Origin of the sequence: Xanthomonas sp. GW (assembly GCF_014236815.1) — a bacterium.
In the GTDB taxonomy this organism is placed as follows: Bacteria; Pseudomonadota; Gammaproteobacteria; order Xanthomonadales; family Xanthomonadaceae; genus Xanthomonas_A.
Genome location: NZ_CP051189.1, coordinates 3,543,825 through 3,567,890, shown reverse-complemented (window position 1 = coordinate 3,567,890; position 24,066 = coordinate 3,543,825). Strand labels below are relative to the sequence as shown.

Sequence of the window (24,066 nt, the reverse complement as noted above, 5' to 3'; positions counted from 1 at the left end):
TGGACAGTTGCAGGAAGCCAATCGGGGGGGGGCAAGGAATGTCCGGTCGCTGTGCAGTACGTGCAATGCCGAGTCCATGCCAAGTACGGTCGAGTCGTCTGGGCGTCAGCTGCAAGTGTCCGTGGAAACCGGGATCGACGACAGCGCGCAGTCAATCCCCAAGCATGCGGCGAAGGATCGCCACACGGATTGACCTTCTTCCCATTGCACGACCGTCTGTAGCTTCGGGGGCGGACTCTTCCGCAGTTGGAAAAGCTAAGATCGAAACTTGTGCAGAGTCGGAGGCGCCAATGATCGATCGTCGTACCTTTCTTGCCACGGGTGTTGTGGCCGTCGCCGCGGGTTTCAGTGCATCCGCCGCTCAGATCGCGGCTGCGCCGCGCCCGAAGGGGCCGGCACCGTGGGGCGCCGTGCCCAGCGCGCGACAGCTGCGGTGGCATCGGTGGGAGCAATACGCCTTCGTGCATTTTGCGATGAACACCTTTACCGACAAGGAATGGGGCTACGGCGACGAAGATCCGCGCAAGTTCGATCCCAGCGATTTCTCCGCCGACCAGATCGTCGCCGCTGCCAAGGCCGGCAATCTGAAAGGGATCATCTTTACCGCCAAGCATCACGACGGGTTCTGCCTGTGGCCGACCCGGTTGACCGAGCATTGCATTCGCAATTCGCCCTACAAGAACGGCAAGGGCGACATCGTCGGCGAAATGGCGGCGGCATGCCGGCGCGCCGGCCTGGCCTTCGGCATCTACCTGTCGCCCTGGGATCGCAACCACGCAGAGTATGGCCGTCCCGGCTATCTCGACTATTTCCGCAAGCAGATCGTCGAACTGTGCACGGGCTATGGCGACTTGTTCGAGTTCTGGTTCGACGGCGCCAATGGCGGCGACGGCTATTACGGTGGCGCGCGCGAAACGCGCAAGCTCGATGCGCCCGCTTACTACGACTGGCCGCGGATGATCGAGCTGGTCCACCAGCACCAGCCGATGGCCTGCACCTTCGACCCGCTCGGCGCCGATATCCGTTGGGTCGGCAACGAGGACGGCGTCGCCGGCGATCCGTGCTGGCCGACCATGCCCAATGCGCCTTACACCCAGGAAAATGGCAACGCCGGCGTGCGCGGGGCGGCACTGTGGTGGCCGGCCGAAACCAACACCTCGATCCGCCCGGGCTGGTTCTACCATGCCGATGAAGACGGCAAGGTGCGCAGCCCGGAAAACCTGGTGCGCTATTTCGACACCTCGGTCGCGCGCGGCACCAACATGAACCTCAATCTTCCGCCGGACCGGCGCGGTCGCATCGCCGACCACGACGTGGCGGTGCTGCAGAGCTTCGGCGACGCGATCCGCGCCAGCTTCGCCATCGATCTGGCCAAGGGCGCCAAGGCCAGCGCCAGCGCGTCGCGGGGCAAGGGATTCGAGCCGGCGCGCGTGCTAGACCGCCAGGCGGACAGCTACTGGTCTACGCCGGACGGCGTCACTACGCCGACGCTGACGCTGGAACTGTCGGCGGTGCACAGCTTCGACCTGATCCGGCTGCGCGAATACCTGCCGCTGGGCGTACGCGTCACCCGCTTCGCAATCGAAGCCGAGGTCGATGGGCAATGGCAGCGCTTGGCCGAAGCGCAATGCATCGGGGCACAGCGGATCCTGCGACTCGAGCACCCGGTCGCCGCGCGCCGCGTGCGTCTGCTCGTGCTCGATGCGCCGGTCTGCCCGGCGATCAGCGAATTCGCATTGTTCCGCGCGGTTGCGCCAGTTGCGGTCGCGCGGCCGACGGCGAACGCGCCGGACGTGCTGTCCACCGCGGGTTGGCGCATCGTCGAGGCCAGTGCGCCAGGGGCGGAGAAGTTGCTCGACGACGATGCCGGCACGATCTGGAGCGTACCCGCTCCCAAGCCGGGCCATCCCGTACAGGTGACCATCGACCTCGGCGCGCTGCGCCAGGTCGCTGGCTTCAGCCTCACCCCCTCGCGCGCGGTGATGAAGGGCGCGGCGCCGCCAAAGGGCTATCGCGCCGAAAGCAGTGAAGACGGCAAGAACTGGCAGCCGGCCGGTGGCGGCGAGTTGGCCAATATCGCCTATGCGCTCTCGACCCAGCGGCTGAATTTCCCCGAGGTCCGCCAGATCCGCTACCTGCGGCTGTCGTTCGCCGAAACGGCGCTGCCCGCCGAGCGGCTGGCGATCGCCGGTATCGGTGCATTCTCGCGCTTGCGATGAGGGCTTGCGCTCCCTCACCGCCATGCGCGGTGGGGGAGCGCGCATCGCCGGGGCGACGCCCTGATTCATGACGCGAAGGCCGTGTCACGGGACCGACCATGCGCGGCGGCGCCGTACGGCAGCGCTGCGATGCAACCGCGATGTCATCTTGTCGCGCGAAGATCGAACGTTTCCATGTGGTGCGGCCGATCAGCGTGAGCAGCGTCAGGATCTGGGAGAAGAGCTACCAGCTGCGGCATCGCCTGCTGCGCGGCTTCTTCCTTCGCCGCGGCTCGCATGCCGAGGATGCCGAGGACCTGGCGCAGGAGGTCTACCTGCGCTTGCTGCGCACCACCGGCGATAACGCCGAGGCCGTCGCCAATCCCGAGGCGTATCTTTACACCGTGGCGGCCAACCTGGCCCGCGAGCATGCGCGCTCGCGCTCTGCGCTGCCGCCGCTGGAGGATGTCGAGCTGCTGGCCGAAGTCCTGAAGAGCGAAGAGGACGTCGAAGGCGCGTTCGAAAGCAGGCAGCGCTGGAGCGATATCCGCAGGGCCATCGCGCAGCTGCCGCCGGCCACGCGGCGGATGATGGAACTGCACTATCGCGATGGCCTGGAGTGTCCGCAGATCGGTGCGCAGCTGGACGTGTCCGTGCACATGGTGCGCAAGCACATCGGCAAGGGCCTGGACGCCTGCCGCAAGGCGCTGCGCGCCAGGGAGGACGCGTGAACCGGCAGGAGCCGCCAGCCGTGGACGGGACCGTGGCCGAGCAGGCGGCCCGCTGGTTCCTGCTCAACCGCGAGGCGCCACTGAGCGAACCGCAGCGCCTGGCGTTCCTGGACTGGATGCAGCGTTCGCCCGAGCACGTGCGCGAATACCTGCATGCCTTGCACCTGCATCGCCAGGTGGGCGCCGCGATGGGGATGGCGCAGCAGCAGGTGGTGGCTGCCGGTCGCGCAGCGCACGGTGCGCACGGCACCCTGGCCAAGGTGGTGCCGTTGTTTGCCAGCACGCCGCGCACGCAGGCACCGCGCGTGCGCCGCGCGCGCCGTGGCTGGACGCTGGCGGCCGCAGCGGCCTGCATCGCGCTGGGGCTGGGTTTCGGACTGCTGCACCTGCAGTCGCAGCCGCTGCTGCTGACGGCCGGACACGGACAGTTGCGCGACCTCAGGCTTGCCGACGGCACCCAGCTGCGTCTCAACGCGGACAGCGTCGTGCGTGTGCGCATGGGCTGGCTGGCGCGGCGGGTGGAGTTGCTGCAAGGCGAAGCCACCTTCGACATCGCCGCGGATCGGCGACCGTTCCTGGTACAGGTGGACGGCCTGCAGATCCGCGACATCGGTACTGTGTTCGATGTGTCGCGGCGATTGCAGGGCACCCGCATCGGGGTGATGTCCGGCGAGGTGGAGGTCTGGCGCAGCGACGCGGATGCGCGGCGCCTGGCGCAGCTGGATGCCGGCCGGGTGGTGCTGGTCGATCACGGCAGCGGTGCAGTGCAGCGGCTCGACATGCCGGCCTCGATGCTGCTGGACTGGCAGCAGCGCAAGGTCTCCTTCCTCGACGAACGCCTGGACGAAGTCGCGGCGGCGTTCAATCGCCACAACACGGTGCAGGTGGTGGTCGAGGACGCGGCGGCCGCATCGGTGCGCCTGTCCGGCAGCCTGGACGCGCACCGGGTCGCGGCGCTGCAGGCCTTTCTGCAGCGCGATGCGCGCTTGGCGGTGCGCCGCGATGGCGACACGGTGCGGGTCTCCAGCCGCTGAGCGCGAGCGCACGGGCGCTGTCAAAAAAAATTCATCGAATCCGCGTTCTCCACTTCCGCGTTTTCCCGCTCTTTCTTAGGAGAAGCCGCCGTCGATCCGCGACGTGGGCCCCGCCGTCCTCTCTCCTCCAAGGAACCGCAATGCGGAAGCAGCTCTACCTGTCGATGGTCCTCGCCCTGTCACCCTGCCTGCTCGCCCAGGCGCGCGCGGCGACGCCGGATGGGCTGGAAGTGCGGGTCACCGCGCCGATCGCCGCGCAGCCGTTGGGCCGCGCGCTGGAACAGCTCTCGCGCAACTCGGGCGTGCAGTTCCTGTATTCGCCGGCCGGCACGGCGCGCATGGGCGGCGCGGTGCCGGCGGGCGCCACCGTCAAGCAGGCGCTGGATGCGCTGCTGGCCGGTACCGGTCTGACCTATGCGGTGGTGGACGGCAACGTCATCGCCATCGATCCGGCCCCGGCGCGCAGCGAACCCAAGCCGGCCGCGCCGACGCCGCGCGAGGACGAGGGCAGGGTCGCCCCCACCCTGGATGCGGTGAAGGTGATCGCCGCGCACGAGGTGATCGAGCAGAAGAAGACCTCGTCGATGATCCGGGACTCGGTGATCTACGACGAGATGGACAGCTACGGCGACGAGACGCTGGCCGAGAGCCTGATGGCCGCGCCCGGCCTGAGCGCGGTGGAGGACGCAGGCGAGCCGCGCTACGTGACCGTGCGCGGCGTGCAGGCCAACCTCAACTACACGACCATCGACGGCATCGCGATCGCCAGCGTGGGCGCCAGCGGCTCCGGCGAGCGCATGAACAACCTGCAGCTGATTCCCAGCGACGTCGGCACCCGCACCGACATCTACAAGAGCTTCAGCGCCGAGCAGGCGCCCGATGCCATCGGCGGGGTGATCGACATCATCAGCCGCAGCGCGTTCGACCGGTCCGGCAAGTACGTTTTCGCTGATCTAGCCGGCATCTACTCCACCGCCGAAACCGATGTCGGCCGCAGTGCCGGCGGCGACCACAAGACCCTGGGCCACTTCGGCAAGAGTGCCAAGGCGGTGTTCTCCAACCAGTTCGGCGCCGACCAGCAGTTCGGCATCGTGGCGGTGGCGCGCTACGAGCAGCGTTCGCGCAACAGCATCAAACGCTGGGTGGAATCGAACTACTACTACAACGATGCCGGCAAATACCTGACCGACGGCACCACCGAGCCCAGCGAGGCCAGCGGCTGGAACGGCCTGCGCGCGCCGGGTAATTTCAGTACCGGCACCTACACCAACTACATCACCAACTTCGGCGGCTCGGCCAAGCTGGAGTGGAAGCCGTCGGATGAGCCCTTCTACGCTTCGCTGCTGCTGTACTCGTACCGGTTCTACGAGAACTCGACGATGAACAAGACCGACCTGTACTCCAATGCCAAGTTTCCGATCCGCGACCAGACCGAGGACAGCGGCACCACCCAGATCAACAGCATCTACATCAAGAACCGGCACGACCGCTGGGACCGCAGCAACCGCGGCGCCATCGCCCATTTCAGCTGGGACGTGGGCGATGCGTCCAAGCTCACCCTGCGCGCCGGCCACACCGAAGAGACGTTCGACAACACCCAGGTCTACTGGGGCGTGCGCGCCTATCCAAGCAACCTGTTCGTCGACTACGCCAACGACAGCCATGGTTTTCCGAACGCGGTCGGCGTCTCCGATCCGAGCCTGCTGACCAGCTCGGCGTTCAAGCTCAATCCGGCGCAGGCCTACACCTCGCCACGCCAGGCGCAGGAGACCGTCGACAACCTGCGGGTGGACTTCACCCACAACATCGATGCCGATGCGCGCGGCTTCGGTGTCGCCGCCGGCGCCGAGTACCGGCACCTGAACATCTGGCAGAACGTGGATTTCGACTACTACAAGACCAGCGCGACGCTCAACGATTATCTTTATCCGGGCGCGACCCTGCTGGGCACCGTGCCGGGCTTTCCGTTGATCGACAACCGCAAGTGGAGCGAGCAGCTGGCGCCAACGCTGGGCGACAACAACGCGGCCTACCCGAACGACAACGTCACCAGCGACTACAAGTACGTCGAGGACATCAGCAACGCTTACGTCTCGGCGCACTACGCCTGGGAGCGGCTGCTGCTGATCGGCGGCCTGCGTTACGACCACACCCGCTTCGATGCGTTCAGCCCGTTCAGCGCCGACGGCGGCAAGACCTATACGGCGGACTTGCGCAAGACCGGCGGCGGCTACGACAACCTGTTGCCGTCGTTGAACGCCACCTTCAAGCTCAGCGAAGACCAGCGCCTGCGCTTCTCGGCCAGCCGCACGCTGGGCCGTCCGACGCCAAGCAACATCGCCCAGGCCACCAACACCAGCTGCGGCGACGACGGCCAGGGCGGAAATTTCTGCACCATCCAGCAGGGCAACGCCAGCCTGGAACCGCGCCGCGCCACCAACCTGGACCTGGCCTGGGACCTGTACTTCAACGGCAACAACGGCCTGGTCTCGGTGGCGCTGTTCGACAAGGTCATCAAGGACGACATCTACACCCTGACCACCTTCCAGACCATCGGCGACATCCGCTACCGGGTGACCCAGCCGATGAATACCGACGAATCCACGCTGCGCGGCGTCGAGTTCTCCATCGCCAACCGCAACCTGCACTGGGGCCGGCAGCGCTTGGACATGTATTTCAACGCCACCCGGCTGGAAGGCCGCACCGACTACCGGATCAGCGACGGCAGCGAGCGCCGCCTCGACCGCCTGCTGTACCAGCCGGACTGGTCGTTGAACGGCTCGCTGATCTGGCGCATGCCGTGGCAGGGCGCGCAACTGCGCGTGTCCGGCACCTACCGCAGCCGCATGCTGGTCGACTTCGGCGACACGCAATGGCTGGACTCGTACTACGACCCGTACATGACCTTCAACCTGGCCTTCAGCCACCGGATCGGCAAACACGTGACGCTGAAGTACGAGGCCAAGAACCTGTTCAACACGCAGCCGACCTACAGCACCGGTCCGAACGGACGCTTCCGTACCGAGATCGACGACTACGGTCGTTTCTTCTACTTCCACCTCATCTACAACTGAGGCGCTGGCCATGACCACATTCGATCGCAGGCGCTTTCTCGCCCTGTCCGGCCTTTCCGCGTTCGGCGCCTGGATGGGCACCGCCTCTGCGCTGGCCGCGCAGACCGACGCCAAGTCCCTGAGCCCGCGCAACCTGCTCGCCGCGCCACGGTTCGCGAGTACGCCGTTCGCCCTCGGCGTGGCCTCCGGCGATCCGGCGCCGGACGGCGTGGTGCTGTGGACGCGGCTGGCGACCGAGCCGCTGGTGTTCGGCGGCGGCCTGCCGGCGCGGCCGATGGTGGTGGAGTGGCAGGTGGCCAGCGACGAGGGCTTCGGCACGCTGGTGCGGCGCGGCTCGTCGCTGGCCCATCCGGAACTGGGCCATGCGGTGCATGTCGAGCTGGAGGGATTGGCTCCCGGCCGGCCGTACTGGTATCGCTTCAGCGTCGGCGGCCACGCCAGCCCGGTCGGCCGCACCTGCACCTTGCCGGCGGCGGGCGCGAAGGTGGAGCGGGTGCGCTTCGCGGTCGCCGGTTGCCAGCAGTACGAGGAAGGCCACTACACCGCATGGCGGCGCATCGCCGAGGAGCCGCTGGACTTCGTCTTCCACTACGGCGACTACATCTACGAGGGCGAAACCAAGCTGGGCGTGCGCAAGATGAACGGGCGCCCGTTCACCAACCTGCGCAACCACGTCGGCCCGGAGATCTACACGCTGGACGACTATCGGCGCCGCTACGCGCAGTACAAGAGCGATGCCGACCTGCAGGCCGCACACGCGGCGGCGCCGTGGTTCGTGACCTTCGACGATCACGAGGTGGACAACAACTGGGCCGGCGCGGAAGACCAGGATGACACGCCCAGCGAGGTGTTCGCGCTGCGGCGCGCGCAGGCGTTCCAGGCCTACTACGAGAACATGCCGCTGCGGCACACGTCGTTCCCGCGCGATGGGCACATGCAGCTCTATCGGCGCGCGCGCTACGGCGACCTGATGGACCTGCACCTGCTCGATACCCGCCAGTACCGCAGCAAGCAGGTCGACATGGCGCAACGCACGCAGGTGGAGTCGCCGGCGCGCAGCATCGTCGGAGCCAAGCAGGAACAATGGCTGTTCGACGGCCTGGCCGACGCGGCCCCGCGCTGGCACACCATCGCCCACCAGGTGGCGTTGGGCAATTACGCGGAAGAGAAGAATGGCGCGGTGGTGTTCTCCGACGACCAATGGTCCGGCTACCTGGCCAGCCGCCGGCGCCTGCTCGAGCACATCCAGCGCGTCGGCTTCGGCAACGTGGTGACCGCCTGCGGCGATGCGCACCGCCATTACGCCAGCGATCTGGTGCAGGACAATGCCGATTCCGGAATCGTCTCCAGCGAATTCCTCGCCACCTCGATCAGTTCCGGTTCCGACGGCCTGGGCGTGGATGCGTCGGCCGAAAGCACGCTGCGGCACAGCCCGCACCTGAAGGCCACCACCGACAAGCGCGGCTATGTGCTGTGCGACGTCACCCGCGATGCGTGGATCGGCGACATGAAGACGCTGGACCAGGTGATGCAGCCGAACGGCACGCTGCAGAGCTGGAAGCGCTATGCCGTGGAACACGGCAGGCCGGGGCTGCAGGATGCCTGACGCCGGCGCATGCGGGCTCGCGAGCGAGGCGGGCGCAGGGCAGCTTCCGTGTTGTCCACTCGCCCATGTGGGGGCAGCAGCGCGGGCGCGGGCACTAGGCCCGCTGGTTCCGGGACAGGCGCGCTGCACGCCGCGTTTCACGCCAGGAACGCGCGTGCGTTGGACTTCACCGTCCGCAGCGCCAGCCGTGCCGGTGCCAGCCCAGGTGCGGTCGCCTCCAGCACCAGCGTGCCGGCCGCACGGCTGGTCTGCAGCAGCGCCATGCACAGCCCATTGAACGCGCGGCGGCTGTCGCCCTTGTCGTTCTCGTGGCTGGCCGGGTCGCCGTTGCCCAGGCCGATCAGCCGGCCGGCACCGCGGACGGCGAAGCGCACGGCGTTGTCGGCGGTGGGGACGACGCGGCCCTGCGCATCGACGATCTCGACCGCGACCACGGCGACGTCCTCGGCGTCGGCAAGCAGTTCGTTGCGGTCGCTGCGCAGGCGTATCGCCGCGGCTGCACCAACGGTCGTGCGGGTCTGCGCCAGCACCTGCTTGCCGTCGCGGTAGCCGCGCGCCTCGATGGTGCCGGGCGCGTACTTCACCCGCCATTCGACGTGGCCGTAGGCGGGCACGGGCTGCAGGCCCTGGCTTGCGCCGTTGACCAGCAGTTCCACCGCGTCCAGGTTGCTGTGGCACCAGACGTCGACCATGCCGTTGTCGCGTTCGTCCAGCATGCCGTCCCAGTTCCAGTGCGGGAACAGGTGCAGCACCGGCTCGCGGGTCCATTGCGCGCGGTAGTACCAGTAGTTGTCCTTGGGGAAGCCGCAGCTGTCGAGGATGCCGAACTGCGAGGCCACGTTCGGCCAGCGGTTGTACGGGGTGGGTTCGCCGCGGTAGTCGAAGCCGGTCCAGACGAAGCCGCCGGCGATGTACGGCCGTTGCGCGACGTAGCTCCACCAGGCTTCGGCGCTGCTGGCCCACCATGGGTAATCGAGGTCGTAGGCGCGCGCGTAGCCGCGCGTGTCGTCTGTGCGGTAGTTGCCGCGCACGCCGACGGTGCTGCCGGTTTCGCTGCCGTAGATCGGAATGTCGGGATGGCGCGCGTGGAAGGCATCCATCTGCGGGGTGCGGTAGTTGAAGCCGAGTACGTCCACCACCTGGCCGACGCCGTCGTCGAAGCCCTGGTCCATCGCGAAGGTGGTGGGGCGGGTCGGGTCCAGGCGCCGCACCAGCCGCTGCATGCGCGCGACGATGCGTGCGCCGCGCGCGGTGACCATCTGCGGCTCCTCGTTGCCGAGCGACCACAGCATCACGCAGGGATGGTTGCGGCCGCGCCGCACCATGGTTTCCAGTTCGGCCAGCGCCTCGCTGTCGGAGGACATGCGCCGGGTCTCGTCGATGACCAGCAGGCCGAGCCGGTCGCACAGTTCCAGCACTTCCGGCGCGGCTGGGTTGTGCGAGCTGCGGTATGCGTTGCAGCCCATCGACTTGAGCTGGCGCAAACGCCATTCGTGCAGGCGCTCGGGAATGGCGGTGCCGACGCCGGCATGGTCCTGGTGGTTGTTGGTGCCATGCAGCTTGAACGGCGCGCCGTTGAGCAGCAGGCCGCGCTGTGGGTCGAACTGCAGGCTGCGCACGCCGAAGCGGGTGGTCAGCGCATCGCAGGCGTGGCCGTCGCTATGCAGGTGGGTGCACAGGGTGTAGCGCTGCGGCGTGTCCGGCGACCACAGCGCGGGCGTGCCGAGATCCAGCGTCTGTTCGACGCGCTGCACCACGCCCGGCGCCACGACGACCGGCGCCGCGGTCGCGCGCGCGACGATGCGCCCGTCCGGCGCGCGGATCACCGAGGTGACGCTGCAGCTGCGCGGTTCGGCGCCGCTGTTGCCGAGTTCGGTACTGACCAGCGCCTGCGCGGCGCCGCCTTGCCACGGGCTGCGCACGAACACGCCGTCCAGCGGCACGTGCAGCGCATCGGTCTTGCGCAGCCACACGTGGCGATAGATGCCCGCGCCCTCGTAGAACCAGCCTTCGCCCAGGCTGGCGTCGACGCGCACGGCGATGACGTTGCGCTTGCCGTAGTCGAGCACGTCGCTGAGATCGACTTCGAAGCCGCAGTAGCCGCTGCCGTTGCGGCCGACGATGTGGCCGTTGCAGAACACGATGCAGTCGCGGAACACGCCGTCGAATTCCAGGCAGATCCGCTTGCCCAGGTCGTCGGCCGGAATCTCCAGTTCACGCCGGTACCAGCCGATGCTGGTCTGCGGATCATTGCGGCCAAGCGGCTTGTAGCCGTGCGCGGCCGCCGGGTCGTCGGCCAGCATGGCGGCGGAGGCCGGATCCTGGCGCACCGGCAGTGCCACCGCCCAGTCGTGCGGCAGGTCGATCGCATCCCAGTGGCTGTCGTCAAAGCCAAGCAGGGCCGCATCGGCGGTGTCCTTTCCGGCCTTGGCGTAGGTGCGTTGGAACGTACCGAAGTTGAAGTCGCGCGCCGGGTCGTCGGCATGGCCGAGGTGGAAGCGCCAGCCGAAATCGCACAGCAGGCGTTCGCGCGGCGCTGGCGCGTCTTCGTCCAAGCTCAGCGCCGGACCTGCGCCGCTGGCGCTCGCGGCCAGCGCCGCCGGTGCCAGGGCCGCCGCCGCGCCGGGAACGGCCACCTGTACGCCGCCGGCGACCAGCGAGCGCAGCAATTCGCGTCGGCTCAGTTCGATCATGGTTGCGGGTCCTGTGCGTGCGGCGCCGGCGCCGCGTCGGTCCTGGCCTGCGGCGCAGGCCGGTAGGCGTGGCGCATGAAGCCGATGCTGGGCAGCAGCTCGTTGCCGTGCGCGAAATCGAAGAAGCTGGCGTTCTCCCACGATGAGCCGGTGCCCCAGCGCGTCTTGCAGCTGCTGCTGGTCCAGGCCGGCTCCCAGTACACGACGCCGCTGCCGCCGTTGTCGATCACCAATTGGGTGAGGTCGACCAGGTAATCCAGTTGCCCTTGCGGCGTGGCCGGGTAGCCGGCGATGAGCGAGTCCTCGCCGAGCAGGTTGTGCGAGGTGTCGCCGCTGGCCAGCGTCCACGGGTAGGCGGTCTCCACCACCATCACGTCGGCGCGGTAGCGTTGGCGTAGGCGCTTGATGGTGGCGCCGAGTTCGTCCATCGATTCGCTGGACCACTTGCGGTAGTAGCTGATGCCGATGAAGTCGAAGTCGCGCACGCCGGCCTTGCTCGCCGCGGCGAACCACGGCTCCACGTTCTCCGGTTGGGCGATGTGCAGCATCACCTTCGGTTTGATCGCCGAGCGTGCACCGGCGTCGCGCACCGCCTGGATGCCGGCGCGCAGCAGCGTGGCGTTGCGCGCCCAATCGATCGGCCGGCGCTTGTCCCACGGCTGGCGGTCCATCAGGTCCGAGTTGCTCTCGTTGCCGACCTGCACCAGCTCCGGCATCAGCCCGGCGCGGTCCAGCGCGCTCAGCGTGTCGTAGGTGTAGCCGTACAGCGTGCGCGCCAGTTCGTCCTGGTCGGTGATCGCGGCCCAGGCCTTGGGGATCAGTTGCTTCTCGCCATCGGCCCAGTCGTCGGAGTAGTGGAAGTCCAGCAGCACCTGCATGCCCTGCGCGCGGGCGCGGCGGATGGTCTTCTTGACGTCGCTCAGGTCGCTGTAGCGGGTCCAGCGCGCGTCGTTCCACAGGCGCACGCGCACCAGGTTGGCGCCGTGCGCATGGAACAGGACGAACGGGTCCTGCACCGCGCCGTGCTCGCGGTACTGCACGCCGCAGTCCTCCATTTCGTTGACGTAGGACAGGTCGGCGCCCAGGTACAGCGGACCGGCGCCAGCGGCGGCCGGTACGAGGGCTAGGGCGGCGGCGAGGGCCAGCGCGAGCGCTGGCATCCAGTGACGGCGTGTGTGCGGCATGCGGTACCTGCGGCAGAAGGGCTCAGAACGTGTAGGTCGCTTCCAGGGCGAAGCGGCGGCCGAACAACTGGTAGCCGCCATCGTCCTGGTTGGCCAGGCGGTTGCGCTTGTTGTCGCTGTAGGCGCGCAACGGCTCGTTGCTCAGGTTGCCGACCTGGAACTTCAGCCCCAGGTGCTCGCTGAAGCGCCAGGCCAGGCTCAGGTCCACCGTGCCTTCGCTTTCCAGCCGCGCCAGGCGTGCGGCGTTCCAGCCGTACACCACCGTGTAGGGGCTGTGGTACTTGTAGCCCACGCGCGCTTCGAACTTGCTGTTGCTGTACCACAGGTCGAAGGTGCCGGTGTTGCGCGCCAGGCCGCTGAGCGGCAGCGGATCGTCGGCCGGCGAGAATTCGTGCAGATTGGACTCGACGTAGGAGTAGTTCGAGTAGACGCCGAAGTTCTCCATGTGCGGGATGAAGAAGAACGGTGTCTGGAAGGTCAGTTCGGCGCCGTTGATATAGCCGCCGCCGCCGTTGAACGGGCCGCTGATCAGATAGTCGCGGCCGTCGATGGTCTCGTGCTGGGTCTTGTAGCCGATGCTCGAGTCCACCCACTTGCGGTACAGCGCCAGCGCGGCCAGCGCTTCCTTGTGGAAGTACCACTCGTAGGACAGGTCGAGCTGGGTGGCGCGGAACGGATTCAGTTGCGGGTTGCCGCCGCTGCCGGTGAGCTGGCCGACGGTGGTGTTGGGGTCGTCGAGCGCGCGGCCGGTGCGCAGTTCGTCCAGCGGCGGACGCGCGATCACCTTGGCCACCGAGAAGCGCAGGATGCGCGCGTCGTCGAGCAGGAAGTTCAGCGTGGCGCTGGGCAGCACGTCGGTGTAGTCGTTGCTGGCGCTGCTGGGCTGGACCACGCCGCCAACGGTGTCGTAGCCGTCGCTGGTGGTATCGGTGTGGACCGCGCGCACGCCGACGTTGCCGGTGACGTCGACGCCGAACCATTGCGAACTGAACACCGCCTTGGCGAAGGCTTCGCGCACGTTTTCCTTGACGTTCCAGTGGTCCAGCCGCTGTTCGGCGTTCAGGCCCGGATCGAAGCCGCCGAAGCCGAGCCTGGCGATCGCGTCCAGATCGCCGCCGGTCAACGTCGGCACGTTGAGGTCGGGCATCTGCACTGGATGGATCAGGTCCTGGTAGGCGGAGATCGGCTGGTCGTAGCCGGACTGGAAACTGGTGAAGTGGCGGTTCTCCTTCTCGCGCCGCGCCGCACGCGCGCCGAACTGCAGCGCGGTGATCGGCGAATCCTCGATCGCGCGGCTGGCGCTGAGCGCCAGCGCTGCGATCCGGTCGCGCAGCGCCTGCGGCTCGGTCTGCCCGCTGATGCCCCATTCCGGCGTGTCGGAGCTGGTGCTGATGGTGGGGGTGACGCCGTGGCGGAAATCGAAGGACACGGTGTCCGGATTGCTGCCGAAGCGCACCGCGCGCCAGTCGTTGTCGCGCTTGGCCTGCGAGAACGACAGGTCGCCGCCCAGGGTCCACACGTCGCCGCTCCACTTCGCGTTGAGGCCGCCGGCGGCAAGCGTCTTGACCTCGCTGTAGTGGCTGATGACGTGGTCCACCTGCAGGTTGGAATCGGCCAGCGTGGCGGCGACCACGTCGCCGTCGACGATGGTGTAGGACGAGCCCGGCGTGGTGTACGGATTGCTGGCCGAGAAGATGCTGTAGCCGAGGTTGTTGAACCAGTTTTGGCGCTGGTCCTCGTCGATCTTGATCCGCGAATACAGGCCGTCGAGCTTGAGTTCGAGGTTGCCCGAGCGCCACTGCACGGTGCCCATCGCGCCGGTGCGGGTCTGTTCGGTCAGCTTGAGCTGGTCGGCCGCGCCCCATGGGGTGTAATCGACCTTGCCGTCGCCATCGACGTCGCGCGCATTGCTGTCGTCGGTATAGCCCCAGCTGCCGATCGAGACGCCGGCGTTCTTCTGCTTCTGGTAGGTGGCGCCGAGGGCGATCGCCAGGTTGTCGTTGAAGCGGTGGATCCAGCTGGCGCCGAGGCGGTTGCCCCACGGCGAATAGCCGTCCACGTCCTTGGCTTCGTCGTAGTAGATCGGGCCGGCGGTGCCGACGAAGCTGGGGCCGGTATGGTCGAGCGGGCTGATCGTGGAGATGTCCACGGTGGCGGCGATGCCGCCGGCCACCAAGTCCGCCGACTGGGTCTTGTAGACCTTGACCGTGGAGACGATCTCGGTGGGGAACACTTCCCAGCGCACCGCGCGGTTGGGTTCGGAGGAGGCGATCTCGCGGCCGTTGACGGTGCCCATGGTCATGCGCGGGCCCAGGCCGCGCACCGTGGCCAGGCTTTCGTTGCCGCGGTCGCGGGTGCCGTTGACGCCGGGCAGGCGCACCAGCGCCTCGGCCACGGTGACGTTGGGCATCTGCCCCATGTTGTCGGCGGAGATCACCTCGACCACATGGTCGTCGAGCTGCTTGGCCTGCACCGCCTGGTCGAGGCTGGCGCGCTGGCCGATCACCATCACGTTGTCCAGGGTGACCGGCGCCTGCCCGGTATCGCGGTTCGAGGTGCCGGCCGGCGGCGCCGGATCGGCGGCGACGCTCTGCGCGTGGGCGCCGAAGCTGCCGGCCAGGGCCAGGACGATGGCCGAGCCGAGCAGCGTGCGGGCGGCCTGGTGCTGCGCGCGCCGGCTAGCCGGGCGACGGTGTTGTTCAAAAGGCATCTTTGTTCCCTCCCAGGACAAAAGTTACCAAGCAAGTTGAAATGGGACCGGACAATCCGGTCCTCCTGGCCGCGCTGGCAGATCGCAGGGGTTAGTCCCCGTGCGGATGGTGCGAACGTGCGTCGTGTGGCCGCCTCGCTGCGCGAAGCTTGTTGCGTCCTGGCTGTCGTCGGTGGCGGAGTTTGCCCCCTTGCCGCCGCGCCGATCGCCTGGAACTGGGGGCGAGCATAGGAGTGACTGCCATTCCATTCCAATGAAGCATTTACTGCCGGCTATCTTGTTTTGGAATTGATCGCCATGTTGCAAAGCGGCATGGCGCAAGCGCTGCGAAGCGGTCGGCGGCTGCGCGCAGATCCCATCGTGGCGGGGCAGGGCGACGCGACGCGCCTGTAGTCCAGGCTCAAGACCGGTACGCGCGCCGACGCGTCTGCGCGCGTGGCGCGCCAGATCGCCGCGACTGTGCCGGCCTCAGCCAGTTGCGTCCACGGTGTCGCCGCTGTCGAGCAGGGCCGCCGCCGCCGCACCCAGGCTGCGTTCGCGATGGCGTAACGCGTGGAACGTGCGTGCGCCCAGCGCCATGCCGACGCGCTGCAGGCGGCCGCTCTCCAGCCACGGCGCGGCCGCCAGTTGCGAGATCGCCGCCAGGCTGTGGCCGGCGTGCACCGCCGACAACACTGCTTCGTTCGAGGGCAGGGTCAGCGCCACGCGCAGGCGTTCCGGCGCGACCCCGGCCGCGCGCAACGCCGCCTCGAACTCCGAACGCGTACCCGAGCCGGCTTCGCGCATGATCCAGGTGCTGGCCTCGGCCAGTCGCGGCAGGCCCAGGCGCAGGCGTCCGGCCAACGGATGGGTCGGCGCGGCGACCAGCAGCAGGCGGTCGTGGCCGAGCGCGGACAACTGCAACTGCGGATCGTGCACGCCGCCTTCGACGAACCCCAATTCCGCCCGCCCTTCGAGCACCGCGCGCGCCACGCTTTCGGTGTTGCCGACGCTGAGGCGGATCTGGATCTGCGGGAAGCGCGCGTGGAACGCCATCAGCCGCGTCGGTAGCCAGTAGCTGGCCACGGTCTGGCTGGCGTGCAGATCCAGCGTGCCGCGCAGCACGCCGCGCCACTCGCTCAAGGCCAGTTCCGCGGCGCGGGTGCGCGCCAGGATCGCCTTGGCTTCCGCGAAGAACGCCGCGCCGGCGGCGGTCAGCGCGATGCCGCGCCCGACCCGGTCGAACAGCGGCACGCCGTACTGAGTTTCCAGCGCCTTGATCGCGGCGCTGGCCGCCGACGGGGTGCGATGTGCGGCCTGCGCACCCAGGGTCAGGTGCTGGCGTTCGGCGACGGCGACGAACAGGGCGAGTTGTTCCAGGGTCACGGCGGGATCGTTCGGTTGGACAGAACGAACTATCCAGCATTATGCGATGGAATGACAGGATGGTCGGGCGCATCCTGCCGCCACTTCGACAGGGTGGCGGCAATGCACAAGGCACGAAACAAGGGCGCGGCACTGTTGCCGGGGCTGCTGCTGGCGATCGCGGTCGCCGCGCTGGCGTGGCTGACGGAGCAGGTGCAACTGCGCTGGCTGGGCCGGCCGTGGATCGATGCGCTGGTGTTCGCGATCGCGCTCGGCACCGTGTTGCGCACGGCGGTGCGGTTGCCGGCGCGTGCCGATGCCGGCATCGCGTTCGCCGCCAAGCTGCCGCTGGAAGTGGCGATCGTGCTGCTCGGCGCATCGGTCAGCTTCGGTGCGGTCGGTGCGGCTGGCGGCCTGCTGCTGGGGCTGATCGCGGCCACCGTGTTGCTGGCGATCGGCATCGGCTACGGCATCGGTCGCCTGCTCGGCTTGCCGGCACGGCTGGCCACGCTGGTGGCCTGCGGCAATGCGATCTGCGGCAACTCGGCGATCGTCGCCGCCGCGCCGGTGATCGACGCCGATTCGGACGAGGTGGCGGCCTCGATCGCGTTCACCGCGGCATTGGGCATTGTGGTAGTGCTGCTCCTGCCGCTGGCGGTGCCGCTGTTCGGCCTGGACCAGCGCCACTACGGCATCCTCGCCGGCATGACCGTGTACGCGGTGCCGCAGGTGCTGGCGGCGACGCTGCCGGTGGGCGCCATCAGCGCGCAGGTCGGCGCGCTGGTCAAACTGATGCGGGTGGTGATGCTGGGACCGGTGATGCTGCTGCTCGGCCTGACCGCGGGCCGGCCGGGCGCCGCGCGCCTGCCGCTGCACCGCTTGCTGCCGTGGTTCGTGCTGGGCTTCGTCGGCATGATGCTGCTGCGCTCCTCGGGCCTGTTGCCGCTAGCGCTGGCGGACGCGGCGCAGCGCGTTTCCGCGCTGCTGACCCTGGTGGCGATGGCGGCGCTGGGGCTGTCGGTGAACCTGCGCTCGGTGCTGGCCTCCGGCGGCCGCGTGCTGGCCGCGGGCACGCTGTCGCTGCTGTCGCTGGCGGCCATCAGCGGCTTGATGCTGTACTGGCTGCCGTGATGCCGCGACAGCCGGAGCATGCTCAGCCGCCCTGGATGCGGCCGCTTTCGCCGGCGCGGTACAGGGTGCCATCGGGATCGCGGGCCGGCACCGGTTGCTTCTGCTGCTCGCCGCGCATCGCCGACATGCGGTCGGCGAGCCGCGGCAGCATATGTGTCACCGCCGTATTGGCCTTGGCCAGCAGGCCCACCTTGACGTCGCGTCCGCCGTGCTCGGCGGCGTGCAGGATGGCTTCGGCGACGCGCATCGGGGTGATCATCGGCTTCGGCAGGGTCGGCTGCTCGCGCATGTAATTGCGTGCGTGCTGCGGGTAGGGCGTGTCCACCGCGGTGGGCTGGATCAGCACCACCGACACCGGCAGCTTGTCCACGTGCTCCAGTTCGATCCGCAGCGCATCGGTAAAGCCCTTCACCGCATGCTTGGAGGCCGAGTACATGCCTTGCAGCGGCACCACGGCCTCGGATGCTTCGCTGCCCAGGTTGATCAGGCAACCGTGCGAGGCGACGAGATGCGGCAAGGCAACTAGCGAGCCATGCACCACGCCCCAGAAGTTGACGTCGAACAGGCGCTTGCTGTCCTGGTCGGCCACCTCCGCGAGCTTGCCGTAGATCGCCACGCCGGCATTGTTGACCCAGGTGTCGATGCGGCCATAGCGGCGCAGTGCGGCGCTCGCCGCGGCTTCCAGTTGTTCGCGATCGGCGACGTCGGCGGCGAGCGCGATCGCCTCGCCGCCAGCGTCGCCGATCGTACTGACCACGTCCTCCAGCGTCTCGCGGCTGCGCGCCACCAGCACCAGCTTGGCGCCGCGCTCGGCGGCCATCAACGCGGTGCACAGGCCGATGCCGCTGGAGGCGCCGGTGATGACCATGACCTGTTGTTCGATGGGATGGTGTTGGTACGCCATGGCGCTGCTCCCAGGACAAGGACGACCCACGCTAGGTCGTACGCCGTGGCTTGGCGGTGAAGCGCAGATCGCTGCCGCGTCAAGGTTCGTACGCAGGCGTTGACGCTGCGGTAGCGCGACGTGAGACGCCGGCGAAGCCTGGGTGAAACGGGGATCACATGGTGTTGCCAGCCGTTGCGGATGCTGGCCCGCGCAGGCCGCTGCGGGCGGCGTGGGACGCCGCCTAGTCTGCCCTGGTCACTGTTGGGAGCATTCGCATGCAGGCATCTTCTTCCTCTCCGCACGTGCCGCCGTTTCCGCAGCTTCCGGCCACGCAGGTCGTGCGCGGCCTGCGACGTGGCGGTTACGCTTTCGTCTCCGAACAATGCGAGCGGCTGCACAGCGACGTGTTCCAGACCCGGATGCTGCTGCGCACCGCGACTTTCGCGCGCGGCGCGGATGCCGTCGCGGCGTTCTACCATCCGGGCCGGTTTACCCGGCGCGGCGCCTTGCCGCCGACCACAGTCGCATTGCTGCAGGGCTTCGGCAGCGTGCAGCGCCTGGATGGCGATGCGCACCTGCAACGCAAGCGCCTGTTTCGCGCGGTGCTGGCGCCTGATGCCAGCGCCGCATTGGTCGATGAATTCCGCAGGCAATGGCGCGAACGTGCGCGGAATGGGCGCGCATGCCGCAACTGGTCCTGCAGCAGGAAGCCGAACTGGTGTTGTGCCGCGCGGTGTGCCGCTGGGCAGGCATTCCGCTCGATGCGGCGCAGAGCCAGCGTCGCGCAGGCGAATTCGCGGCGATGATCGACGGCGCCGGCAGCGCCGGCGCGCGCTGGTGGCGCGGTTGGTGGCGGCGCAAGCGCAGCGAACGCTGGATCCGTGGCGTGATCCGCGCGTTGCGGCGCGAGGCCACGCCCGATCCCGCCACGCCGGCTGCCGCCATCGCCGCGTACCGAGATACGCAGGGCAGGACGCTGAGTGTGCGGGTCGCCGCGGTGGAGTTGATCAACCTGTTGCGCCCGACCGTGGCGGTGGCGCGCTGGATCACCTTCGCCGCGCTTGCGCTGCACCAGCACCCGCGCTTGCAGCAGCGGCTGCGCCTGGGCGAACCCGGCCTGCTGCGCAATGTCGTGCAGGAAGTGCGGCGTTTCTACCCGTTCTTTCCGATGGTGGGCGGGCGCGTGCGTACGCCGTTCCAGTGGCGCGGGCGCAATTTCCGCCGCGGCGAATGGATGATGGTCGATCTGTACGGCACCAATCACGATCCGACGCTGTGGACGCAACCGCAGCGGTTCGATCCGGACCGTTTCCGCGATCGGGCCGTGGGCAGCTTCGACCTGGTGCCGCAAGGCGGCGGTTCGGTCGAGCAGGGGCACCGTTGCCCGGGCGAAGACCCGGCCATTGCGCTGCTGATGGCCGCGGTCGAGGAGCTGGCGATGGGGTGCGATTACGAGGTGCCTGCGCAGGACCTGCACTATCCGCTGAACCGGTTTCCCACGTTGCCGCGCAGCGGCTTCGTGATCCGCGGCATGCGCTTGCGCGATACGCGGGTCTGACACAGCAGGCGGAGCGTACGGGCCTGCCGCGCGATCGCTCGGTTATGCCGGAGCTACGTTCCGTTGCCGAGCAGGCATCCCGCTGTGGGCGGCGCGCGAGTGTGGGCGATCTAGCGCAGGTCGGCGGCGGCAGGACCAATGTCTGCGGGCACAGGCGCGCCAATGGCGTTTTTTCCGCTGCCGAAACCGCAGTTTTCTCGCCTTCTCCACTTCTGTTCAACGACGCGCTAACGCCTCGCTGCACAGCATTGGGCCTAACCTCATGCAAGGAACAGATGTCATGCGCAACCTCATCAACGGAACGTCCTTGGCGGTGATGTTGGCCCTGGGCACCGGCGCCGCACAGGCGCAGAACGACATGTCCGGACAATCCGGGAGCCGCACGAACGGCACTGCCGGCGCAACGCAGTCCCAACCTTCCACGTCGCCTTCCTCCGCCACTGGCGCCGCGCCCGGCAGCCCCGCCGATCGGTCCGGTGCGATCAACGAAAAGCAGGCGCTCGGCGTACTGGCGGCGATCAACACCACGGAGATCAATGCCGGCAATCTGGCGTTGCAAAAACAGGTGACCGGCGCAGTCCGCGATTACGCCAGCCAGATGGTCAAGGAGCACTCGGACAACAACGCAAAGATCGTGCCATGGGCGCCCGATGCCAAGGCCGGTCCGGCCGAGCGGCAACTGCAGAAGGGCCAGGCGGAAGCCAAGACCTTGCAGGCGCTGCAGGGCGGCGCGTTCGCGCGGGCCTATATCGACGCCATGGTCAAGGACCACAAGGCGGCGTTGAAGATGCTGGACGATACCTTGATCCCCGCGGCCAAGACGCCGCAGGTGGCCGAGCATCTGCGTACCACGCGTACGCATGTCGCCGCGCATCTCGCCAAGGCGCAGCAGTTGCAGCAGAGCGGTGCAGCCGCGTCCGGTGCCGACGCGCGCTGAACGCTGCGCCGGAACCGCCGTTCCTTCCGCCGCCGGTGCCTGCGCCGGCGGCTTCAGCCAGAGAGATCCTTCCATGCGCGATTCTCCCGCGGTTGCAGAACACCCCGATGCGCTCGGCGGAACCCGCATGCTGCGTACCGTCAGCATCCTCGCCGAGCCGCACCGGATCCTGGATGCGTGGTGCGACATGGCCGTGCAGCAGCAGATCCTGGACGGCATCGCCGACCTGCAGTCCGGCGATGGCTACGCGTCGCAATGGCGGCTGCACCTGCCGCTGGACCGGCATATTGCACTGAACTACCGGCGCGGCGAGGCGCGGCTGGGCGAGTGGGTCCGCTACGAGGGCAGCGGCGAGCACGGCCTGCAGCTGCAGACCGAACTGAGCGTGCGTCCCGCGCCCAATGGTTTCGGTTGCGAAACCTTGCTGGCCGTGGAGTACCGCGTGGAAGGCGGCCCACTCGCGCAGGCGGCGGCGAAGCTGGTCGGCGCCGCGCCTGACGCCGTGGTCGCCACGGTCCTGCGCCGGTTCAAGGCATGGGTCGAATGCGGCGAGGTACCGACCTTGCGCGACAACCCGTCCGCGCGCGAGCGCGATCAACCCCGAGACTGAAGAGGACATGCCATGCGCGCACTTTGCTGGAACGGCGTGAACGACCTGCGCGTGGAGACGGTGCCCGATCCGGTCATCGTCAATCCGCGCGACGTGATCCTGAAAGTCGGACTCAGCACCACCTGCGGTTCCGACCTGCACTTCATCGATGGCTACATTCCCAGCATGCGCGAGGGCGACGTCATCGGCCACGAGTTCATGGGCGAGGTGGTGGAGGTCGGGCCGCAGGTCCAATCCCTGCGCGTGGGCCAGCGCGTGGTGGTGCCGTCCTTCATCTCCTGCGGCGAGTGCTGGCACTGCGGACGCCAGGAGTTCTCGCTGTGTGACAACACCAATCCGAACTGGGAAATGCAGGAGCCGCTGCTGGGTCATCCCACCGCCGGCATCTACGGTTACACCCATGTGTTCGGCGGCTATGCCGGGTCGCATGCGGAGTTCATCCGGGTGCCGCATGCCGACGTGGGCTGCTTCCCGATTCCCGACGAAGTGGCCGACGAGGACGCGCTGTTCCTGTCCGATGCAGGGCCAACCGGATTCATGGGCGCGGATTTCTGTCGCATCGAACCGGGCGCCACCGTCGCGGTGTGGGGTTGCGGCGGCGTCGGCCTGATGGCGCAGCAGAGCGCGAAGCTGCTCGGCGCCGAGCGGGTGATCGGCATCGATCGCCTGCCCGAGCGGCTGGCGATGGCGCGCGACGTGCTCGGCGTGGAAACGATCGATTATTCGGCCGTCGACGGCGTGGTCGACATGCTGCGCGAGATGACCGGCGGGCGCGGCCCCGACGCATGCATCGATGCGGTTGGCATGGAAGCGCATGGCACCGGCCTCGGCTATGCCTACGATCGGGTCAAGCAGGCGCTGCACCTGCACACCGATCGCGGGCAGGCGTTGCGCGAGGCGATCCTGGCATGCCGCAAGGGCGGCGTGCTGTCGATCCTGGGCGTGTACGGGCTAATGGACAAGTTCCCGCTGGGCGCGATCATGAACAAGGGGCTGACCGTGCGCACCGCGCAGCAGCACGGGCAGCGCTATGTGCCGCAGCTGCTGGACCTGGCGCGTAGCGGAGCGCTCAAGTCGCGTTTCCTGGCCACCCACAGGATGCCGCTGGAGGACGCCGTGCGCGGCTACGACATGTTCAAGCACAAGCACGAAGGCTGCGTGCGCGCGGTGTTCGTTCCGGGCATGACGAGCGCGGCAGCGGCGGCCACGGTGTAATAGTCTCCGCGGCGGTGCCGGCCTAAGGTGGCGGACATTCTCCGCAGACGTCACCGGCCAGCCATGGGACACGACCACAGCCACGCACCGACCGAGATCCGCCACGAGAAACCGCTGTGGTGGGCGCTGGGGCTGACCGCCACGTTCCTGCTGGTGGAGATCGCCGGTGCGTTCCTGACCAACAGCCTGGCGTTGCTGTCCGACGCCGCGCACATGGCCACCGACACCCTGGCGCTGATGATCGCGCTGGTCGCGGTGCGGCTGAGCCGGCGCCCGCCCGATGCCAAGCGCACCTACGGTTACGCAAGGCTGGAAGCGCTGGGCGCGCTGTTCAATGGCGGCATGCTGTTCGTGGTCGCCGCCTACATTTTGTGGGAAGCGGTGCAGCGGTTCCGCCAGCCGCAGGACGTGGCCACGGTCGGCATGCTCGGCATCGCCGCGTTCGGCCTGCTGATCAACCTGATCTCGATGCGCCTGCTCAAGGCTGGCAGCGGCGAGAGCCTCAACATGAAGGGCGCCTACCTGGAAGTGTGGAGCGACATGCTCGGCTCGGTGGCGGTGATCGTCGGCGCGCTGGCGATCCGCCTCACCGGCTGGAAGGTGATCGATCCGATCCTGGCAGTGCTGATTGGCCTGTGGGTGCTGCCGCGTACCTGGGTGCTGCTGCGCGAGGCGATCAACGTGCTGTTGGAAGGCGTGCCCAAGGGCGTGGACATGGCCGCGGTGCGTGGCTATCTGCGCGGCGTTGCGGGCGTGGAGGACGTGCACGACCTGCACGTGTGGGCGCTTGCCTCCAGCACCCCGGCACTGACCGCGCACGTGGTGATCGCCGACGGCGCCGATGCCGACGCGTTGCGTGCGGCCCTGTGCGATGGCCTGCATGCGCGCTTCGACATCGACCACATCACCCTGCAGATGGAAGCCGGGCACTGCGGCGCGGAGCCCTGCGGCACGCCGGCGCGCGCTGCATCGGGTACGCACGACGATCATGCGGATCACGATCACCACAAGCACGACGACCATGAGCACCGGCACCGCCATGCACATGGGCATTCGCATTCCTGACACGGGTCGGGCGTCTTCCGTCTCCTGTAGGAGCGGCTTCAGCCGCGACAGGATCTATCGGTAACGCCTGTCGCGGCTGAAGCCGCTCCT

17 protein-coding genes are annotated in these 24,066 nt (G+C 68.2%); 12 read left to right on the top strand and 5 right to left on the bottom strand.

The window, feature by feature from the left end:
* Positions 1–290: 290 nt before the first annotated feature.
* From HEP73_RS15235 to HEP73_RS15215, 5 genes are all read left to right on the top strand, one after another.
* Positions 291–2,219, top strand: coding sequence for an alpha-L-fucosidase (locus HEP73_RS15235; RefSeq protein WP_185823443.1), 1,929 nt, complete (start codon positions 291–293; stop codon positions 2,217–2,219).
* A 194-nt stretch (positions 2,220–2,413) separates the two neighbouring features.
* Positions 2,414–2,929 carry an RNA polymerase sigma factor gene (locus HEP73_RS15230; protein ID WP_185823442.1) on the top strand — a complete coding sequence of 172 codons (516 nt, stop codon included), beginning with the start codon at positions 2,414–2,416 and terminating at the stop codon, positions 2,927–2,929.
* The gene (locus HEP73_RS15225; protein WP_185820618.1) at positions 2,926–3,963 is read left to right on the top strand and encodes a FecR domain-containing protein; all 1,038 of its coding nucleotides are present in this window, start codon (positions 2,926–2,928) and stop codon (positions 3,961–3,963) included. The genes HEP73_RS15230 and HEP73_RS15225 overlap by 4 nt, the downstream gene beginning before the upstream one ends.
* A gap of 140 nt (positions 3,964–4,103) precedes the next feature.
* Positions 4,104–7,037 (top strand): TonB-dependent receptor, encoded by a 2,934-nt coding sequence (locus tag HEP73_RS15220; protein WP_185820617.1) that lies wholly within the window; start codon positions 4,104–4,106, stop codon positions 7,035–7,037.
* 10 nt (positions 7,038–7,047) lie between these two features.
* A complete protein-coding gene (locus HEP73_RS15215; RefSeq protein WP_185820616.1) occupies positions 7,048–8,643 on the top strand; it encodes an alkaline phosphatase D family protein in 1,596 nt (531 codons plus the stop codon).
* 137 nt (positions 8,644–8,780) lie between these two features.
* Here HEP73_RS15215 and galA read toward each other — a convergent pair whose 3' ends face one another.
* From galA to HEP73_RS15195, 4 genes are all read right to left on the bottom strand, one after another.
* Complete coding sequence (gene galA, locus HEP73_RS15210) at positions 8,781–11,336, bottom strand: beta-galactosidase GalA (protein ID WP_185820615.1); 2,556 nt, start codon at positions 11,334–11,336, stop codon at positions 8,781–8,783.
* Positions 11,333–12,520: a glycoside hydrolase family 53 protein gene (locus HEP73_RS15205; protein WP_185820614.1), complete on the bottom strand. Its 1,188-nt coding sequence runs from the start codon at positions 12,518–12,520 to the stop codon at positions 11,333–11,335. The genes galA and HEP73_RS15205 overlap by 4 nt, the downstream gene beginning before the upstream one ends.
* Positions 12,521–12,542: 22 nt before the next feature.
* A complete protein-coding gene (locus HEP73_RS15200) occupies positions 12,543–15,230 on the bottom strand; it encodes a TonB-dependent receptor (protein WP_185820613.1) in 2,688 nt (895 codons plus the stop codon).
* A 468-nt stretch (positions 15,231–15,698) separates the two neighbouring features.
* Positions 15,699–16,595 (bottom strand): LysR family transcriptional regulator, encoded by an 897-nt coding sequence (locus HEP73_RS15195; RefSeq protein WP_185820612.1) that lies wholly within the window; start codon positions 16,593–16,595, stop codon positions 15,699–15,701.
* Between the two features lie 102 nt (positions 16,596–16,697).
* On the opposite strand from HEP73_RS15195, the gene HEP73_RS15190 reads away from it, so the two are divergent.
* Complete coding sequence (locus HEP73_RS15190; RefSeq protein ID WP_185820611.1) at positions 16,698–17,705, top strand: YeiH family protein; 1,008 nt, start codon at positions 16,698–16,700, stop codon at positions 17,703–17,705.
* Positions 17,706–17,727: 22 nt separating this feature from the next.
* Here HEP73_RS15190 and HEP73_RS15185 read toward each other — a convergent pair whose 3' ends face one another.
* Positions 17,728–18,609 carry an SDR family oxidoreductase gene (locus HEP73_RS15185; RefSeq protein WP_185820610.1) on the bottom strand — a complete coding sequence of 294 codons (882 nt, stop codon included), beginning with the start codon at positions 18,607–18,609 and terminating at the stop codon, positions 17,728–17,730.
* Between the two features lie 257 nt (positions 18,610–18,866).
* Between HEP73_RS15185 and HEP73_RS22645 the strand changes: the two genes are divergently transcribed.
* The 6 genes from HEP73_RS22645 (at position 18,867) to HEP73_RS15160 (ending at position 23,976) form a co-directional block, all read left to right on the top strand.
* Positions 18,867–19,397 carry a cytochrome P450 family protein gene (locus HEP73_RS22645; RefSeq protein WP_255423516.1) on the top strand — a complete coding sequence of 177 codons (531 nt, stop codon included), beginning with the start codon at positions 18,867–18,869 and terminating at the stop codon, positions 19,395–19,397.
* On the top strand, positions 19,283–20,149 hold the full coding sequence (locus HEP73_RS15180; RefSeq protein ID WP_255423802.1) for a cytochrome P450: 867 nt from the start codon (positions 19,283–19,285) through the stop codon (positions 20,147–20,149). The genes HEP73_RS22645 and HEP73_RS15180 overlap by 115 nt, the downstream gene beginning before the upstream one ends.
* A 280-nt stretch (positions 20,150–20,429) precedes the next feature.
* A complete protein-coding gene (locus tag HEP73_RS15175; RefSeq protein ID WP_255423515.1) occupies positions 20,430–21,086 on the top strand; it encodes a DUF4142 domain-containing protein in 657 nt (218 codons plus the stop codon).
* A gap of 73 nt (positions 21,087–21,159) precedes the next feature.
* A complete protein-coding gene (locus HEP73_RS15170; RefSeq protein WP_185820609.1) occupies positions 21,160–21,696 on the top strand; it encodes an SRPBCC family protein in 537 nt (178 codons plus the stop codon).
* A gap of 12 nt (positions 21,697–21,708) precedes the next feature.
* A complete protein-coding gene (locus HEP73_RS15165; RefSeq protein ID WP_185820608.1) occupies positions 21,709–22,911 on the top strand; it encodes a zinc-dependent alcohol dehydrogenase in 1,203 nt (400 codons plus the stop codon).
* A 63-nt stretch (positions 22,912–22,974) separates the two neighbouring features.
* The gene (locus HEP73_RS15160; RefSeq protein ID WP_185820607.1) at positions 22,975–23,976 is read left to right on the top strand and encodes a cation diffusion facilitator family transporter; all 1,002 of its coding nucleotides are present in this window, start codon (positions 22,975–22,977) and stop codon (positions 23,974–23,976) included.
* The last annotated feature ends 90 nt before the right edge of the window (positions 23,977–24,066 follow it).